At 65.5% G+C, this 15634-nt stretch carries 15 protein-coding genes; 3 read left to right on the top strand and 12 right to left on the bottom strand.

Features of this window, described 5'->3' with window-relative positions; translation table 11 throughout:
• Position 1: 1 nt before the first annotated feature.
• The 7 genes from LYSHEL_RS05100 to LYSHEL_RS05070 are packed head-to-tail and all read right to left on the bottom strand — an operon-like array spanning position 2 to position 6134.
• Entirely contained in the window at positions 2 to 1381 is a 1380-nt protein-coding gene (locus LYSHEL_RS05100; RefSeq protein ID WP_213437598.1) for a leucyl aminopeptidase family protein, read from the bottom strand.
• Between the two features lie 29 nt (positions 1382 to 1410).
• Positions 1411 to 2133: an HAD family hydrolase gene (locus LYSHEL_RS05095; RefSeq protein WP_213436336.1), complete on the bottom strand. Its 723-nt coding sequence runs from the start codon at positions 2131 to 2133 to the stop codon at positions 1411 to 1413.
• Positions 2134 to 2183: 50 nt separating this feature from the next.
• A complete protein-coding gene (locus tag LYSHEL_RS05090) occupies positions 2184 to 3272 on the bottom strand; it encodes an AI-2E family transporter (RefSeq protein ID WP_213436334.1) in 1089 nt (362 codons plus the stop codon).
• Positions 3269 to 3649, bottom strand: a complete 381-nt coding sequence (locus LYSHEL_RS05085) for a hypothetical protein (RefSeq protein ID WP_213436332.1) — start codon at positions 3647 to 3649, stop codon at positions 3269 to 3271. Before LYSHEL_RS05085 ends, LYSHEL_RS05090 begins: the two co-directional genes overlap by 4 nt.
• Before the next feature lie 46 nt (positions 3650 to 3695).
• Entirely contained in the window at positions 3696 to 4256 is a 561-nt protein-coding gene (locus LYSHEL_RS05080; protein WP_213436330.1) for a phage holin family protein, read from the bottom strand.
• Positions 4257 to 4271: 15 nt separating this feature from the next.
• Entirely contained in the window at positions 4272 to 4649 is a 378-nt protein-coding gene (locus LYSHEL_RS05075) for a hypothetical protein (RefSeq protein WP_213436328.1), read from the bottom strand.
• A 45-nt stretch (positions 4650 to 4694) separates the two neighbouring features.
• Complete coding sequence (locus LYSHEL_RS05070; protein WP_213436326.1) at positions 4695 to 6134, bottom strand: Do family serine endopeptidase; 1440 nt, start codon at positions 6132 to 6134, stop codon at positions 4695 to 4697.
• Positions 6135 to 6634: 500 nt separating this feature from the next.
• On the opposite strand from LYSHEL_RS05070, the gene LYSHEL_RS05065 reads away from it, so the two are divergent.
• From LYSHEL_RS05065 to LYSHEL_RS05055, 3 genes are all read left to right on the top strand, one after another.
• Positions 6635 to 8785, top strand: coding sequence for an adenosylcobalamin-dependent ribonucleoside-diphosphate reductase (locus LYSHEL_RS05065; protein WP_213436324.1), 2151 nt, complete (start codon positions 6635 to 6637; stop codon positions 8783 to 8785).
• 81 nt (positions 8786 to 8866) lie between these two features.
• Entirely contained in the window at positions 8867 to 9415 is a 549-nt protein-coding gene (locus tag LYSHEL_RS05060) for a hypothetical protein (protein WP_213436322.1), read from the top strand.
• Between the two features lie 61 nt (positions 9416 to 9476).
• Positions 9477 to 10256: a TSCPD domain-containing protein gene (locus LYSHEL_RS05055; protein ID WP_213436320.1), complete on the top strand. Its 780-nt coding sequence runs from the start codon at positions 9477 to 9479 to the stop codon at positions 10254 to 10256.
• Positions 10257 to 10293: 37 nt separating this feature from the next.
• On the opposite strand, the gene LYSHEL_RS05050 is transcribed toward LYSHEL_RS05055, so the two are convergent.
• The 5 genes from LYSHEL_RS05050 to LYSHEL_RS05030 all read right to left on the bottom strand — a co-directional run bounded on the left by LYSHEL_RS05050 (position 10294) and on the right by LYSHEL_RS05030 (position 15633).
• The gene (locus tag LYSHEL_RS05050; protein WP_213436318.1) at positions 10294 to 10761 is read right to left on the bottom strand and encodes a hypothetical protein; all 468 of its coding nucleotides are present in this window, start codon (positions 10759 to 10761) and stop codon (positions 10294 to 10296) included.
• Positions 10762 to 10825: 64 nt separating this feature from the next.
• On the bottom strand, positions 10826 to 11050 hold the full coding sequence (locus tag LYSHEL_RS05045; RefSeq protein ID WP_213436316.1) for a hypothetical protein: 225 nt from the start codon (positions 11048 to 11050) through the stop codon (positions 10826 to 10828).
• A gap of 364 nt (positions 11051 to 11414) precedes the next feature.
• A complete protein-coding gene (locus LYSHEL_RS05040) occupies positions 11415 to 11771 on the bottom strand; it encodes a hypothetical protein (RefSeq protein ID WP_213436314.1) in 357 nt (118 codons plus the stop codon).
• 368 nt (positions 11772 to 12139) lie between these two features.
• The gene (locus LYSHEL_RS05035; protein WP_213436312.1) at positions 12140 to 12445 is read right to left on the bottom strand and encodes a hypothetical protein; all 306 of its coding nucleotides are present in this window, start codon (positions 12443 to 12445) and stop codon (positions 12140 to 12142) included.
• The gene (locus tag LYSHEL_RS05030; RefSeq protein WP_213498473.1) at positions 12442 to 15633 is read right to left on the bottom strand and encodes an RHS repeat domain-containing protein; all 3192 of its coding nucleotides are present in this window, start codon (positions 15631 to 15633) and stop codon (positions 12442 to 12444) included. The genes LYSHEL_RS05035 and LYSHEL_RS05030 overlap by 4 nt, the downstream gene beginning before the upstream one ends.
• Position 15634 lies beyond the last annotated feature (1 nt).

Here is a 15634-nt window from a genome sequence, read left to right as displayed (position 1 = left end):
CTCAGCCGAACCGCGCCTTCAACATCGCCCACGCCGCCCGCAAGCCCTGCGCTTCGCCACCCGCCGGCTTCCCCGCGCGATCCGTGTCATTCCACGAATACACGTCGAGATGCGCCCAGGGCTGCGATTCGGGCACGAAGCGCTCCAGGTACAACGCGGCCGTGATGCTGCCCGCCATGCGCGACGGCCCACCGTTGGCGATGTCCGCGATCCCGCTGATCAGGTAACGCAGGTACGGCCGCCACAACGGCATGCGCCACACCGGGTCGCGCTGCGCGGCGGAGGCGGCGATCCATGCGCCGGCCACGCTTTCGTCGTTCGAATACAGCGCCGGCAGGTCGGGGCCCAGCGCGATGCGCGCGGCGCCCGTCAACGTGGCGAAGTCCATCAGCAACGCCGGCTTGCTTTCCGCCGCGAACGCCAGCGCATCGCACAACACGACGCGACCTTCGGCGTCGGTGTTGTCGATTTCCACCGACACGCCCAGGCGCGTCGTCAGTACGTCGCCGGGGCGGTAGGACATCGGGCCGATTGCGTTTTCCACGGCGGGCACCAGCAGCGTCATGCGCACCGGCAGCTTGCGCGCCATCACCAGTTCGGCCAGCGCGATCGCGTGCGCCGCGCCACCCATGTCCTTCTTCATGTTGCGCATGCCGTCGGCGGCTTTGATGTCCAGGCCACCGGTGTCGAAGCACACGCCCTTGCCGACGATCGCCAGGTGCGGCGCGGCGTCGTCGCCCCACTGCAGCGAAATCAACCGTGGCGCGCGATACGACGCGCGGCCGACGGCGTGGATGGCGGGGAAGTTGTGCTTGAGCAGGTCATCGCCGCTGATGACTTCGATCTTCGCGCCGAAGCGCTCGGCGAGTTCGCAGCACGCCTGTTCCAGCTGGTCGGGGCCCATGTCTTCGGTGGGCGTGTTGACCAGGTCGCGCACGCGCACGCAGGCGGCGAGGGTGTCGAGGGTTTCGTCGTCCAGCCCGTCCATCGCCAGGCGCGCCGGGGCGCGCATCGGCGCCTTGTAGCGCGCGAACTTGTACGCGCCCAGGCCCCAGCCGAGTTGCAGCGCGCGGCGCGCGTCGTCGTCGAGGTCGGTCGCCAGGTGCCAGTCGCCCGGCGGCAAGGCGAACGGCGCATGTGCGTAGGAATACGGATCGAGGCGATCGCCGATCCCGAGTACCGCGCCGGCGATGCCGTGTTCGCCCGGCAGCAGCAACACGCTGCCGGAGGTCGCGCTGAAGGTCTGCGCATCGATCCAGCCGCCGAGCGCGGGCAGTTGCAGGCGCCGCCAGTCGTCGAAGCCGGCGCGCTCGACGCAGAACAACGGCAGGCTCGTGTCGGCCGGCGCGGTGAAACCTGCGGGCAGGGAGCGGGCGGGCATCGGGCGGGCGGGCAATGCAGTCCGTGCAGTCATGCGACGTCGTCCTGGAGATGAGCGTCCAGCCAGTCGGCCAGCGCGTCGAGGGTCGGGAAAGCGAGGTCCGGGCGCACGTGCGCATGCGGCCAGACGGGATCGGGATGCAGGTCGTCGCGGTGGATCCAGCACGTGCGCAGTCCCGCGCGGTGCGCGCCGAGGACGTCGAGTTCGATGTCGTCGCCGACGTGCAGCACGTGGTGCGGTGCTTCGCCCAGGCGTTCGCACGCGGCGCGGAAGATGCCGGGATCGGGTTTCGCCGCACCGTGTTCGCTCGCGCCGAGCTGGAAGGCGAAGTGTTCGCGCAATCCGATGCGCGCCAGGTCCGCGTTGCCGTTGGTGATCGCCGCGACCGGCAGGCGCGCGGCGATGCGTTGCAGCGCGCCGATCGCGTCGGGGTAGCACTCCACGCGGTTGCGCTCGGCATAGAAGGCTTGGAACGCGGGTTCGGCGAGCGCCGGATCGTCGCCGGCCAACTCCATCGCGCGCGCCAGCGTGAGCCGGCGCAGCGTGCTGAAGTCGTGCGCGAGGTGCGGGTGTTCGGCGTTGATCGCCTCGCGCAGCACGCGCATTTCCGCCAGCGGGAAGCGCGCCGCGGTCCGCGGGCAGTGTTCGGCGAGCCAGGCGTGCTGCACCACTTCCACGCGCGCCCCGATCGGCGCGAAGGGCCAGAGCGTGTCGTCGAGGTCGAGGGTGATGGCGCGGACTTGTGGGTTCACCGCCGCATTCTAAGCCGGACGCCGGACCCGTCGAACCACCCCGGCCGCCGTCACTCCAGCAGCTTGGCCCACCCGTCCATGCCGTCGATGCGCGCGAGCACCAGCTTGACGCACACCAGCAGCGGCACCGCGAGCAGCAGGCCGATGATCCCCCACAGCCAGCCGAACACCATCAGCGACAGGATCAGCACCAGCGGCGAGAGCGCCATGCGCCGGCCCAGCACGATGGGGGTGATGATCTGCCCCTCGAGCGTGTGCAGGCCCAGGTACATCGCGGCCGGCACCAGCGATTCCAGCGGCGTGTCGAAGGTCACGAAGCCCATCAGCAGCATCACCACGATGCCGATCAGCGGGCCGACGTAGGGCGCGAAGTTGAGCAGCGCGGCCATCGTGCCCCACAGCATCGCCTCGTCCAGCGGCACGTCGAGGAAGAAGTACAGCAGGCCCGCGTAGATCAGGCCCACCAGGATGTTGATGATGCTGATCGTGAGGACGTAGCGCGAGATCTCGGCTTCGATGGCGTGGAGGATCTCCACCGTCAGCTTCTTCTGCTGTCGCCCGGGCAGCAGCGCGATCGCGTTCTTCTGCAGGTCGCCGCCGTACACCATGAAGAAGAACGTCAGCAGCACCACCGCCAGCACCGAGGCGATGATCCGCGGCGTCGACATCAGCGCCTTGTAGGGATCGTCGACCGCCGTCTTGACCACCTGCACCTTGCCGCCCGTCGTTTCGCCGCCGGCGGCGCGCGCCATGCTTTCGGCGGCCTTGTTCGCTTCGGTCACCGGCTTGGTGAGCGAACGCAGCTTGGGGGCGAGGTCGCGCATCTGGCGCGGGACTTCGCGGATCCATTCGGCGCCGGGTTGCACCAGTTCGCGCGCGAGCGTGTAGGTGCCGAAGATGCCCAGGCCGATGATCAGCAGCGCGCCGATGAAGCGCGGCACGTAGAGGCGGCGCAGCAGCCGCAGGATCGGATTGCCCACCAGCGCGAAGAACATCGCCAGCAGCACGGGCAGCAGGATGTCCTGCGCCAGGTACAGCGTGAACGCGACCGCGAGCGAGGCCAGCACGATCGCCGCGTTGGAGGATCGCGGTCGCGCGGGCGGTTGCGGTTCGCCGTCCGTTTCGAAGACGTAGCTCATGCGCCCGCCCGCGGCGCGTTGGCCGCCTGTGCGACGGCGGCGGCGCTGTTCGGATCCACGGCGGAGGCGGTCTGTTCGGCGGTGTTCGCCGCGTGCGCGGCTTCGCCCGCGGCCACTTGTGCACTGCCGCCTGCGAACAACCCCGCGGCGGCGGACAGCAGGTTGAGCAACCCGCCGCCGCTCGCGACCTTCTTGACCGGTTCCACCTTGCCCACGACGAAGCCGGACACCAGGCCCGCGATCACGATGCGCCCCGGCGTCCAGCTGGAGCGCCACGACGACTTCAATTGGCGCCAGTCGGCCGCGGCCGCGCGCTCGCGCGCTTCCAGCGCCGACTCGGCCTGGTGGACTTTCTCGATCAGTGCTTCGAAGCCCACGGGGTGCTCTGCAGTTGGAGGAGACAACGGAATCGCATGCCTGCGTTCATGGCGGCGTGACGTCGACGCCGAGCCCTTTCTTGACGCCGTTTTCGTCGGTGGCGGCGGTGACTTGCTCCGCGCCTTCCTTCGCTGTCTTGCCGGAACCGGCATCGGGCATCAGGCCGGACAGTTCGCCGATGCCGATGCGCGCCAACTGGCGACGCGTGGCCTGCAGGCGCGTGTGTTCGAAGTAGTGCATCGCCAGCCAGCCGCAGAGGATGGTGATCACCAGGCTCAATGCCGCGGTGAGCACGAGCGACAACCACCACGGCCAGCCGAGCCCGAGGCTCAGGCCCGCGATCGCCGCCGCCATCAAGAGCAACCACGCCGACGCACCGAACGCGATGGCGACGCCGGTGAACGCGAGCGTGCGCCCGAAGGCGCTGCGCGCCAGCGAGATGTCGGCCGAGACGAGGATGCGGAATGCGGTGGCCGCTTCGCGGCCGGCGGACCAGGTGGCCTTGCCCGTGGCGCCGAGTTCGCGCAATGCATCCGCGAGCCCGGGCGCGTCGCGCTCGTCGCGCGCGCCCGGATCGCCTGCGTTCCCCTCGTCGCCGGCGTTCATGCGGAGGGCAGCGACTTACTTGTCGCTGCTGCCGCGACCGAGCTTGGCGATCAGCCAGCCCGCCGCGAAGGCGACGCCGAACGACGCCAGCGGACGCTCGCGGATCAGTTCGGCGGCGCTGTCGACCAGGTCGCGGCCCTTGTCCATCAGCACGTCCATCTGTTCGCGGCTGGCCGAACCGAGGTTTTCGGCGGCGGAAATGCCGGCGAGCGTGCCGTCGGCGAGTTCGGCCTTCATCTGTGCCTTGCCCAAGCGCATTTCGTCGCCGGCGGCGGAAGCAGCACCCTTCAGCGCATCGCCCGCGGCGACGGCGGCACCCTTGAAGTGCGAGCCCGCTTCGCTGAGGTCCTGCTTCATCGCGTCGGTGGCACGACCATTGTTATCGGGGGACATCGCGTTTCTCCTTGCTGGTGGAACGTTCGGGGGATCTTTCGATCGTCATTGCATCTGCAGGTCGCCGCGCGCGTTGCCACGCAGGATGCGCAACACGAGCTGTTGCGGGGCCTGCGCGAAACTCGCGCGGAACCCGCCCAGGTCGCCGAACTCGCCGCTGGTGGCGGCGAGGACCACGTCATCCTTCTGCAGGCCATTCTGCGCCGCGCGACTGCCGCGGGATACCGCGCTGACCAGCACGCCATCCAGCCCAGACTGGCGCAAGCGCTCGGGGAGTTCGGTGAAGGTGGCCCCGGCCAGGCGCGGATCGAGGGCGCTGCCCTCGTAGGAACGGGGCTGTTCGCGCAGCGTGGCCTTGATGGCGACCGGCTTGCCGCCGCGGCGCACGTCCAGGTCGACGGTGCTGCCGACCGCCTGCAAGCCTTCGAAGTTGTGCAGCGCCTCGCGGTTGTCCATGCGCTGGCCGTTGGCCGCCAGCACCACGTCGCCCACGCGCAGGCCGGCCGCGGCGGCGCCGGAACCCGCGTAGACGCGCGTGACCACCGCACCGCGCGGCGCATCCAGGCCCAGGCCCTTCGCCAGCTGCTCGTCGACCGTCTGCGTGTCCATGCCCAGCGTGCCGCGCCGCACTTCGCCGGTGGTCGACAGCTGGCGCATCACGTTGCCCGCGAGGTTGGCGGGAATCGCGAAGCCCAGGCCGATGTCGCCGGCACGCGAGCCCTGCGGATTGAACGTGGCCGTGTTGATGCCGACCAGTTCGCCGCGCAGGTTGACCAGCGCGCCGCCGGAATTGCCCGGGTTGATCGACGCATCGGTCTGGATGAAGTTCTGGAAGCCCAGCCCCGGCAGGCCGCTGCGGCCCACCGCGGACACGATGCCCGAGGTCACCGTCTGGCTGAAACCGAAGGGATTGCCGACCGCGACGACGAAATCGCCGACGCGCAGCTGATCGGAATTGGCGAGCGGCAACGCCACGAGCTTGTCCGCCTGGATGCGCATCAACGCGACGTCGGTATCCGGATCGGAACCGACGAACGTGGCCGGGAACGTGCGCCCGTCGGACAACGTCACCGACACCTCGTCCGCGCCTTCGATCACGTGGTGGTTGGTCAGCACCAGGCCCTTGGCGGCATCGACGATCACGCCGGAACCCAGCGACTGGTTGATGCGTTCCTGCGGCACGTTGGGGAACAGGCGGCGGAACATCGGATCGTCGGCGAACGGGTTGCGGATCCGCACGCGCTGCTTGGTGTGCACGCTGACGACGGCGGGCGTGACGTGCTCCAGCATCGGCGCCAGCGACGGCATCGGCGTGCCATCGACCGCGGGCGGCATCGACGCCATCGCGGGCACGGCCGCGGCGGGCGCGGGCGGTTGCGCGTTCGCGGGCGCTTCCAGGCCCTCGCGGAGCGCGGACGCAGCGAAGCCGCCGAAGCCGGCAGCGAGGGTAAGGGCGGCAAGGGTTTTCAGGGGCGTTGGGCGCATCGTGTTCGTTGTCCCGGCGTTAGCGAATTAAATAGGGGCGTGACTATGCGATGTGAAATCGCGCCTTGGCGCAACCGGATCAAGGCCCGGAGCGCGCGAACCAGTGACTTTCGCAAAGGCCGCAAGTTCGTGTCCTGTGCGCTCGCGCAATGCCGTTTCTGCAGCCCCTCGCCCCTCGTCGGCACGGCGCGGCCGCTTCGCGCAAGCCCGTTGACAGTGCTCCGGGGCGGGCGTAGTTTCGCCTTCCATTCGCCACAACATGTTGTGGTGGTGAATGGGGAAGGCCCCAAAGGTTGTGTTCCACGCCGTTTACAGCGGGAAGCAACCGAAGAGGCCGATGGGACCGCAATCACGGTTCCGGCAGGGGAAAATCCGGCAATCGAAGGCAGCAGGAAGCACGCCCGCCCGGGCGTTTCCCGCTTCGTTCCGTGGAACCGGATGGCGACCGAACAACGACAAGAACCGGGCACGACCCGGCTACGACGAGGAGATGGAGCAGCATGAGCACGGTGCGCCTCGAGGCGGTGAAGATGGACGCAGAACAAGAGATCCCGATGCAGCCGGCCTCGGCCGATATCTGGGACAAGAAGTACCGCCTCAAGACGAAGTCCGGCGCGGCGATCGATGCCGACATCGACGGCACCTACCAGCGCGTGGCCCGCGCCCTGGCCGATGCCGAGACCTCCGCCGAGAAGCAGAAGTACTGGTACGAGCGTTTCGTGTGGGCGCTGCGCCGCGGGGCGATCCCGGCTGGCCGCATCACGTCCAACGCCGGCGCGCTCGAACACAAGCCCGCCACGTCCACGATCAACTGCACCGTGTCCGGCACCATCGAAGACTCGATGGACGGCATCCTCGACAAGGTCCACGAAGCGGGCCTGACGCTGAAGGCCGGCTGCGGCATCGGCTATGAATTCTCGACGCTCCGCCCGCGCGGCGCGTTCGTCGCCGGCGCCGGCGCGTACACGTCGGGCCCGATGTCCTTCATGGATATCTACGACAAGATGTGTTTCACCGTCTCGTCCGCCGGCGGTCGCCGCGGCGCGCAGATGGGCACGTTCGACGTCTCGCACCCGGACGTGAAGGACTTCATCCGCGCCAAGCGCGAAGACGGCCGCCTGCGCCAGTTCAACCTCTCGCTGCTGATCACCGACGGCTTCATGGAAGCGGTGGCCGACGACAGCGACTGGCCGCTCGTGTTCCCGGTCAACGCGAAGGAACAGGGCGACGTCGAGCTCGATAACCCGGAACAAGTGGTCTGGCGCGAATGGCCGACCCACAAGAACTACGTCTCGCGCGAAGACGGCCTGGTGGCCTGCAAGATCTACGGCCACATCCGCGCGCGGCACCTGTGGGACATGATCATGGTCTCCACCTACGACTACGCCGAGCCGGGCTTCATCCTGATCGACCGCGTCAACGAGATGAACAACAACTGGTGGTGCGAGACGATCCGCGCCACCAACCCGTGCGGCGAGCAGCCGCTGCCGCCGTACGGCGCGTGCCTGCTGGGCTCGGTCAACCTCACCAAGTTCGTCCGCAAGCCGTTCACCGACGAAGCCTCCTTCGACTGGGAGGAATACAAGGAAGTCGTGCGCGTGTTCACCCGCATGCTCGACAACGTGGTCGAAGTGAACGGCCTGCCGCTGCAGCAGCAGCGCGACGAGATCATGCGCAAGCGCCGCCACGGCATGGGCTTCCTGGGCCTGGGCAGCACGGTGACGATGCTGCGCATGAAGTACGGCAGCAAGGAATCCTGCGAGTTCACCGAGCGCATCGCCCGCGACATGGCCGTGGCCGGCTGGGAAACGGGCCTGACGCTCGCCAAGGAAAAGGGCGCCGCCCCGATCATGGAAGAGCGCTTCCCCGTCACCGCCGAGATGCTGCGCAAGCGCCCGGAGATGGTGAAGGACGGCTGGAAGATCGGCCAGGAAATCGAAGGCAAGATGCTGCACGCCAAGTACTCGCGCTACATGCAGCGCGTGGCCGAGGTCGCCCCGGAACTGGTGGAAGAGCTGGCCGAAGTCGGCGCGCGCTTCACCCACCACTCCTCGATCGCGCCCACCGGCACCATCTCGCTGTCGCTGGCCAACAACGCCTCCAACGGCATCGAGCCCTCGTTCGCGCACCACTACAGCCGCAACGTGATCCGCGAAGGCAAGAAGACCAAGGAGAAGGTGGACGTCTTCTCGTACGAGCTGCTGGCCTACCGCGAGCTGGTGAACCAGAAGGCCATGCCCTTCGCCGAAGACGCCGAGGGCCGCCTGCCGGACTACTTCATCTCCGCCGACGACATCTCGCCGAAGGAACACGTGGACGTCCAGGCCGCCGCCCAGAAGTGGGTGGACTCCTCGATTTCCAAGACCGCGAACGTCCCCACGGACTACCCGTACGAGGACTTCAAGGACATCTACCGCTACGCCCACGAGCAGGGCTTGAAGGGCTGCACCACGTTCCGCTTCAACCCCGCCGCCTTCCAGGGCGTGCTGGTGAAAGAGGCGGACCTGGAGAACACGACCTACCGCTTCGAGCTGGAAGACGGCACGGTGCTGGAGGTCAAGGGCAACGAGCAGATCGAGTACGACGGCGAGATGCACTCCGCCGCCAACCTGTTCGACGCGCTCAAAGAGGGTTACTACGGGAAGTTCTGAAACTCGTCTCGACTACTTGTTCACGCACGTGACGGGTATAGGATCGCGTTGTTCCACAGGCCATCCCAACGAGGAATCAAAATGAGCAATGGCAACGGGGTCACCGCGACCCTCTCCAACGCCGCCGACACCGTGGTCGAGACCGCCAAGTCCGTCGCCAAGCGCGCGGGCAAGGCAGTCACCGGCGCGAAGAAGACCGCGAAGAAAGCGACCAAGGCTGCGAAGAAGGCAGTGGGCACCGCGAAGAAGAAGCTCGCTTCCGCTTCCGCCGCCGCCAAGAAGGAAGCCGCAACCCTGAAGCGCAAGGTGGCCGGCAAGAAGGCCGCCGCCAAGCGCGCGGGCAAGAAAGCCACCAAGAAGGTCGCCGGCAAGAAGGCTGCCGCCAAGCGCACGGTCAAGAAGGCCGGCCGCAAGGTCGCCGCGAAGAAGGCCGCGACGAAGCGCACGGTCAAGAAGGTCGGCCGCAAGGTCGCCGCCAAGAAGACCGCCGTGAAGCGCGCCGTCAAGAAGGTGGGCCGCAAGGTCGCCGCCAAGAAGACGGCCGTGAAGCGCGCTGCCAAGAAGACCGGTCGCAAGACCACGGCGCGCAAGACCGGCGCCCGCAAGACCGCCCGCAAGGCGGCGAAGTAAGCAACACCACCCCTCCCGCGAAAACGCGGGAGGGGATTTCGACACACCTTAGAGAATTCCCATGGCCGTCAAAATCGACAAGAAGATCAAGGGCTACGCCGTCGTCACTCCGGAAGACAAGGCACGCGAAGCGAAAGCCGAAGCCGTCGCACGCGCGACGCTGGAAGCCGAACTGCCGACCGCCGACGTCATCCAGATGCACGAGCGCATCGAGCGTCCCGAGGTCCTCATCGGTTCGACGTACAAGATCAAGTCGCCGCTCGTCGAGCACGCGATGTACGTGACCCTCAACGACATCGTGCTCAACGCCGGCACCGAGCACGAACTGCGTCGCCCGTTCGAGATCTTCATCAACTCCAAGTCGATGGAGCACTTCCAGTGGATCGTCGCGCTGACGCGCATCATGTCCGCCGTGTTCCGCAAGGGCGGCGACGTGACGTTCCTGGTCGAAGAAATGAAGGCCGTGTTCGATCCCCGCGGCGGTTACTTCAAGGCGGGCGGCGTGTACATGCCGAGCCTGGTGGCCGAGCTGGGCGCGATCGTCGAAGACCACATGAAGTCGATCGGGCTGATCCACGATCCCGACATGTCGCCGGCGCAGCGGGCGTTGATTGCAGAGAAGCGTGCGGCGTACGAGCAGCGCTCAAAAAAAAACAGTGACGTGAGCTTCGGCGCCGCCAACGGGGCCGATGCGCGTACGGAAGAAGTGATCGAAGTGACCGGCGATGGCGCGAGTTTTCCGCCTAGCGCGACGATGTGCCACAAGTGCTCGACGAAAGCCGTGGTGATCATGGATGGGTGTGCTACTTGCTTGAATTGTGGGTATAGCAAGTGCGGATAAGCCCATGGAATCGGTGACGCAAAGCAGACGTGTCCTTTCATAGTGTCCTGGGCTCGATCAGCGTAATGCCCGAAGACAGTCCTGCAATCAGCCACTCATGATTGGAAGTCACGTCTGGAGAGTCGTCCATGAGCGCCCAGAACTCAGCATCGACGTCCTTGTTGTCAGGCGACAGCGTGATTGATACGGCGCCAACGGAAATAGAGAGCTTGTGCTCTTCAGGTCGCACGGCCTCTACGAACTGACCCATGCAGTTATAGAGACTTGCGATTGCTCTGGATCTGCGTTCGAAGAAATCCACAGGGCTATCCGGCATTGCACATGACACTTCGATCTCGCCAGAAGCGACAACCCAGATCATCTTGGGAGTACCGGCCGGCGGCTCGTCGGGGCGGAAGAATGAGAGCTCAACCAGCAGGCTGTACACGCGAATCGAGTCAAGCTGCGAGCCAACGAGCAGTTTCGAAAGAACTTTTCCAGCGTGGGGATAGGTCAGCATTTCCATGTTCGATTCCAACTCGCGTGTTGCCTAGTTCACTGCAAAGAGCTCGCCACATAGGCCAAAACGCTCAAGGGTCGTTGCTTTTTGCGACCTTCGACTGAGGCTGGTATGAGCGAATCGCTTTGTTGTAGAGAACCGCGGCTCCGAACGCAAAACCGAAGCCGGCGAGAAGCGCGGCGACGAACGTAACCATTCGAGGATAGAACCCAGGGCCATTCGGATCGTCGCCGAACACTAGAATTCCCATGGCAAAAACAGGCGCCAACGTAGTCGTGGAGATGGTGACAATCATGGCCCCGATCCAAAGGACTTCACGAACTCGGTGTTTGCCTGCCACGTAGAACTGGCTCACCGCAGACAGGACGAATCCGCCAATAACGGACACTCCGCAGACATAGCCGATGGAGATAAGTGCAGCTAGTTCACCGAAAGACATATCGGGGCTTACGAATTGAGAGATTGTTGGGCTGCAACGACAGAGTCTATTTCTTCGGCTCACGAATCAATCGAAAACAAAGCCGTCCGGCGGGCACGGGGCAAATTCGTTGGCCAGCCGATCGAGTACCCATCCCGAGGGCGCAACGCACCTCGCTTCGAGCGGTGTGTGCATACGATTTTCTTTTGCGCACCGGAGCGCCGGGTTCACGACGTTCAGCTCAAACCTGCATGTCAATCACCAAGTTTGCATTGTTGCTGATGACCCGCTCGCGGCTTCTTTCAACGAGCTCGAATGCAGCTCTGCTGGACTCTGGATGCAGTTTCACAATGATGTTGGTATTTGCTGTTGTGGGGGGGCCACTCTGCGCCAAGAATTCTTCGGAGTTCAAAAACTCCAGATAGCGCTCAATCTTGCGTAGCAAGCGCTTCAGTGATCGAGGATCATCCGCGAGTGGCGTCGCAACAATAACGAAAAGATCGGATCCGCCGTTCGTCTTGACTGTGTTGATGTCAACGACGTCCAGGTTTGGAATCGGGTGCTCGTCATCAAATTCGAAGTAGTCGTTCACTTTCATAGCGACTCCGATCAGCAGCGATCAGGCGGAACGATGGCGCCAGCCTTGTCCCCAAGTGCATTGTTGTATTTCGCAGAAGTGGCGGCGGGTGCTTGTCCCTGCGAGGCTCACGAATTGATCGAAGACAAAGCCGTCGGGATGGCACTCGACGGTTGCGAAAGCACATCGAATACGAGCCCAGTCGGCGTAAAGCACCTCACTTCATGAGTAGGGAGCGAGGCGCAGCTTGAGAATCGGTTGCTGCCCGGATGCAGATCGGCGCCGTCGCCGTAGACCCGCAAGGGAATCGGTCTGCCCTCGGGCTGCATTCACGAACGTAGAAATTGTCTGGACATTGACCAGAATGAGCGTGGAAGCTGCCGCTGTTTTCACGGAAACCAATTTGTTGCGGACTTCACCTTTACAAGAATGCTTCGCTTCATTCGCAACACCAGAACGGATGCGAGCATCGATCCTACGTACGAAATGAAGGCGCACATGGCAAGCGCCAGAAAAAACACTACGGCGTCTACCGGAGCCAGGACATCGCGCAACGGAACGTCGTCCGGGTATTCCATGAGCGCAACGAAAGCATAGCTGAGACTGGCGAAGGAGATTCCGGCAGCAATGGAGAAAACGAATCCATGGAGTTCCCAGGGATTCTCCCGCTGAAGGCTTTGGATGAATTGCTTCATTTCTGCTCCTTCCTGTCCTGCACAAGAATCTGCGCTCCGGTCACCGCGGCGCCTGTGCCCCCAGCTGTCGCGACTTCCGTCGCGTTGCGAATCGGGCCGGCTCTTGTTTCGGAGCCGGACTGTGCAATGGCACGACCTTCTCTGACGAGCGGATGGGACTGGGGTAGGCCGGGAATGTTCTTGTTCGGCACCATTCGATCAGCCACTCCCTTTGCGGCGCCACCCACGGCCATGCCTAGAACACCGGCCTTTAATGTCCTTGCGCTATCGATGTTCTTGACTCCGTTCTCTAGCGCCTGGCTTGACGCATCGCCTGCCGCAGAAGCCAACCCACTTCGAATTCCCACTGCTAAGGCGCCTCCTCCCGGAATCGTCGACAGGGTGCCGACACCGAATCCAATCAAAGTGTCCCGGATTACCGTTTTTGTGGAGTTCCCGCTCAGGTAGGAGCCACCTCCTCCAATCAGTGCACCCGCTATGCCCCCAACAATTTGGATGGCAAATCGCCCATCCGGATCTGCAAAACGATATGGGTTGTTGTTCGCGTAGCTGTAGCGGTTGAAGTTCGAACCCGTGACGAAGTCAACGGACGCCTCGTCACCTGTTAGGAACCTACCGAGTTCTTTGTCCTGCGACCGCTGCTGCATCTGCACCAACCCAGTTCCGCCATCCATCACGTGGCCGGCAAACCCGACGCCGTCATGCCCCGGCTTCCCGATCACCGCACCGAACGGCTCATACGCCAACCGCTCGATCACGTTGCCCGCTGCATCGCTGATCGCCACCGGGCTGCCCAGCGCGTCCGTGTGCTGGAACGTCGTGGTCACAGCGCCATCGCTGTGCCGATGCGCCACCGTGGCCAGCAGGCTGCCGGCCAGGTGCACGTAATCGCGATCCTCGCCCCTGATGTCATCGCGCTGGTGCGCGAGCTGGCCGTCCTGCGTGTACATGGAGAACACGCTGCGCCCGTGCGCCGCGCGATCGGCCTGCGTCCGGCGCCCGTGCGCGTCGTATCGGTAGGCTTCCTTGCCGTGCACCGACCGCAGCCGGTTTCCGTAGTCGAACGCGTACAACTGTCCGTTCTTGTTGGTCAGGTTGCCTTGCGCGTCGTACCCCAGCCCCACCACGCTGGCACCGGCGCTGTTCTGCACGTTCGCCAGGCGGTTGGTGCCGGGGTCGTAGTGGTAGTGGGCGTAGTCCTTGACGCCTGCGAGCGTCCACGACTTGAGGTTGTCCAGGACGTCGTAGGCGAAGCGATGCTTGCAGTCGCCACCGAAGCTGCAGGACGTGGCCTCGGTCAGGCGGTCCAGGCTGTCGTACGCCAACGTGCGGTCGAAGGTGCTGCCGCGGACGTGGTCGACGATGTGCGTCGGGTTGGCATGCGCGTCGTAGGTGTAGGCGTAGTCCATCGCGCCGCCGCCGTGCGTCACGCGCGCCGGGAACTGGCGGGCGTTCTGCGTCATCGCGTGCACGATGCCGTTGCCGTAGCGGAAGGCGCGGAGCGTGCCGTTGGGGTAGTACGCAAGATCGGACGCATACGTCGCACCATCGGTATCGCGGACCTGCGTGGGCTGGCCCAACGCATTCGGCGCGTACTGCAGGGCCGTGCCCTTCGGCGTGGTCAGCGCAGCGAGGTGGCCATGGCGGTCGTACCCATAACTTTGCGTCCAGCGGGTGCCGTCATCGTGTTCGAGCGTCTCTGCCGTCAGCAGCCGACGCGCGCTGTGCGCGTACGTGTTGACGACCGGCGCGCCGTTGCCGGTCGCGTTGTACGTGGTCACGCGGTGCGGCTGGCCATCGGGCCAGTACGACCACGCCTGGTTGCCGCGGCCATCGGGGAGCGCCACCGCGCGCAGGCGTCCGCGCGTGTCGTACTCGCGCGTCGTGGTCCGGCCCTGGTAGTACGCCACCACGTGGTCGCAATCGTTGGCTTGCAGCGTCACCCCGGTCGCTTGCCAGGCGAGGTTGCCCATCACGTCGTAGCCCGTGACGGTATTGCCTGTTTCCGGTTCGCTCGTGCGGCACAGGCGGCCTTCGCCGTCGTAAACGAAGGTGCGGTCGACCGATAGCGCGCCCGACGCATCGCGGCGCGTGATGCGCATCGGTTTGCCGACGGCATCGCGCCGGATCTCGGTGACCTGGCCGGCTTGCGTGATGAGGCCCGGCAGGTCGGTGGTCGGCTGGTCCCACGCGATGTAGCGGGTGAGCGTCTGCGTCCCGCGCGGCGCCGTGACACGCGTCTGGAATCCGTCGAGGTGCTCCGTCGTCGTGGCGAGCACGCCGAGTTCCGAGTCCTGCTCGACGCGCGTGACGCGGCCGATCGCGTCGTACGTCGTGCGCGTTCCCCCGGTCACGGTGTCCCAATCCACCCAGCCGGTCTGGAACAGGTTGCGCGGGTAGGACGCGAAGACCTGGCGACCCGCCGCGTCGTAACGCATCGCGGTCCAGCGGTGCGTGTCCGCCATGGCATCGACGTCGATGTCTTCGACCACGATGGGCCGAAGCAATGCGTCGTAATGCGTGACCTTCCGATGGCCGCCCGTGTCTTCCGTGCGCATCCAGTGGTCGGCGCCGATGCCGAAGAGCGCCTGCCCCGCGGGCGCGAACGTGACCGTGGTGGCGTGCCAGGCGCTGGTGTCGCAGGTGCCGGGCTGTGTCTCCGAGGGATGCGTGATCCGGCTGACGCGGCCCATCGCGTCGTAGTCGTAGCAGGTCTTCGCGCCGGTCTCGTCGGTGACCGTGCGGATCAGGCCCGCGTCGTCGACCGTCGCGAGGCGCGAGGTGCCGTCGGCGAACGTGATGCGCTGCGGCACGCCGCGTTTCCAGTCGGCATACGCGGTGGTGGTGTCGAACCCGGCGCTGTCGCGCCCGTCGGAAATCGTGGACGGCGTGCCATCGGCGTTGTAGGTGCGCGTTTCCTGCAGATGCACGTTGTTGTACACGCGCACGGGCAACGCGGTGGTCGGCTCGTAGTCCGTGCGCGCAATCCCGAAGACACCGCCCGTCACCGGGTCGTGCGTGCTGCGCATGCGGACCTGGCCCAGCACCCACGCACTGGTGTTGTGTTCGTACGTGGTCTGCTGCACGCGCTCGCGAACGGTGGCCCACTGCGCCCCCGCGGGTGCGCATGCCAGCGCGAGGGCGCCGAAGACTGCCAGGCGCAGGCGCCCGCTGGTGACGTTGATCAAT

It is taken from the genome of Lysobacter helvus (genome assembly GCF_018406645.1).
GTDB classification, from domain to species: Bacteria; Pseudomonadota; Gammaproteobacteria; order Xanthomonadales; family Xanthomonadaceae; genus Noviluteimonas; species Noviluteimonas caseinilytica.
Note: the sequence above shows the minus strand (reverse complement) of the source record. Positions and strands in the feature narration are given on the sequence as shown.

Bases quoted from the DNA above. Each gene is read 5' to 3' on its own strand.
- LYSHEL_RS05100 (WP_213437598.1), bottom strand. From the start codon at position 1,381: ATGCCCGCCCGCTCCCTGCCCGCAGGTTTCACCGCGCCGGCCGACACG.
- LYSHEL_RS05090 (WP_213436334.1), bottom strand. From the start codon at position 3,272: ATGAGCTACGTCTTCGAAACGGACGGCGAACCGCAACCGCCCGCGCGA.
- LYSHEL_RS05080 (WP_213436330.1), bottom strand. From the start codon at position 4,256: ATGAACGCCGGCGACGAGGGGAACGCAGGCGATCCGGGCGCGCGCGAC.
- LYSHEL_RS05075 (WP_213436328.1), bottom strand. From the start codon at position 4,649: ATGTCCCCCGATAACAATGGTCGTGCCACCGACGCGATGAAGCAGGAC.
- LYSHEL_RS05070 (WP_213436326.1), bottom strand. From the start codon at position 6,134: ATGCGCCCAACGCCCCTGAAAACCCTTGCCGCCCTTACCCTCGCTGCC.
- LYSHEL_RS05065 (WP_213436324.1), top strand. From the start codon at position 6,635: ATGAGCACGGTGCGCCTCGAGGCGGTGAAGATGGACGCAGAACAAGAG.
- LYSHEL_RS05060 (WP_213436322.1), top strand. From the start codon at position 8,867: ATGAGCAATGGCAACGGGGTCACCGCGACCCTCTCCAACGCCGCCGAC.
- LYSHEL_RS05055 (WP_213436320.1), top strand. From the start codon at position 9,477: ATGGCCGTCAAAATCGACAAGAAGATCAAGGGCTACGCCGTCGTCACT.
- LYSHEL_RS05050 (WP_213436318.1), bottom strand. From the start codon at position 10,761: ATGGAAATGCTGACCTATCCCCACGCTGGAAAAGTTCTTTCGAAACTG.
- LYSHEL_RS05045 (WP_213436316.1), bottom strand. From the start codon at position 11,050: ATGATTGTCACCATCTCCACGACTACGTTGGCGCCTGTTTTTGCCATG.
- LYSHEL_RS05040 (WP_213436314.1), bottom strand. From the start codon at position 11,771: ATGAAAGTGAACGACTACTTCGAATTTGATGACGAGCACCCGATTCCA.
- LYSHEL_RS05035 (WP_213436312.1), bottom strand. From the start codon at position 12,445: ATGAAGCAATTCATCCAAAGCCTTCAGCGGGAGAATCCCTGGGAACTC.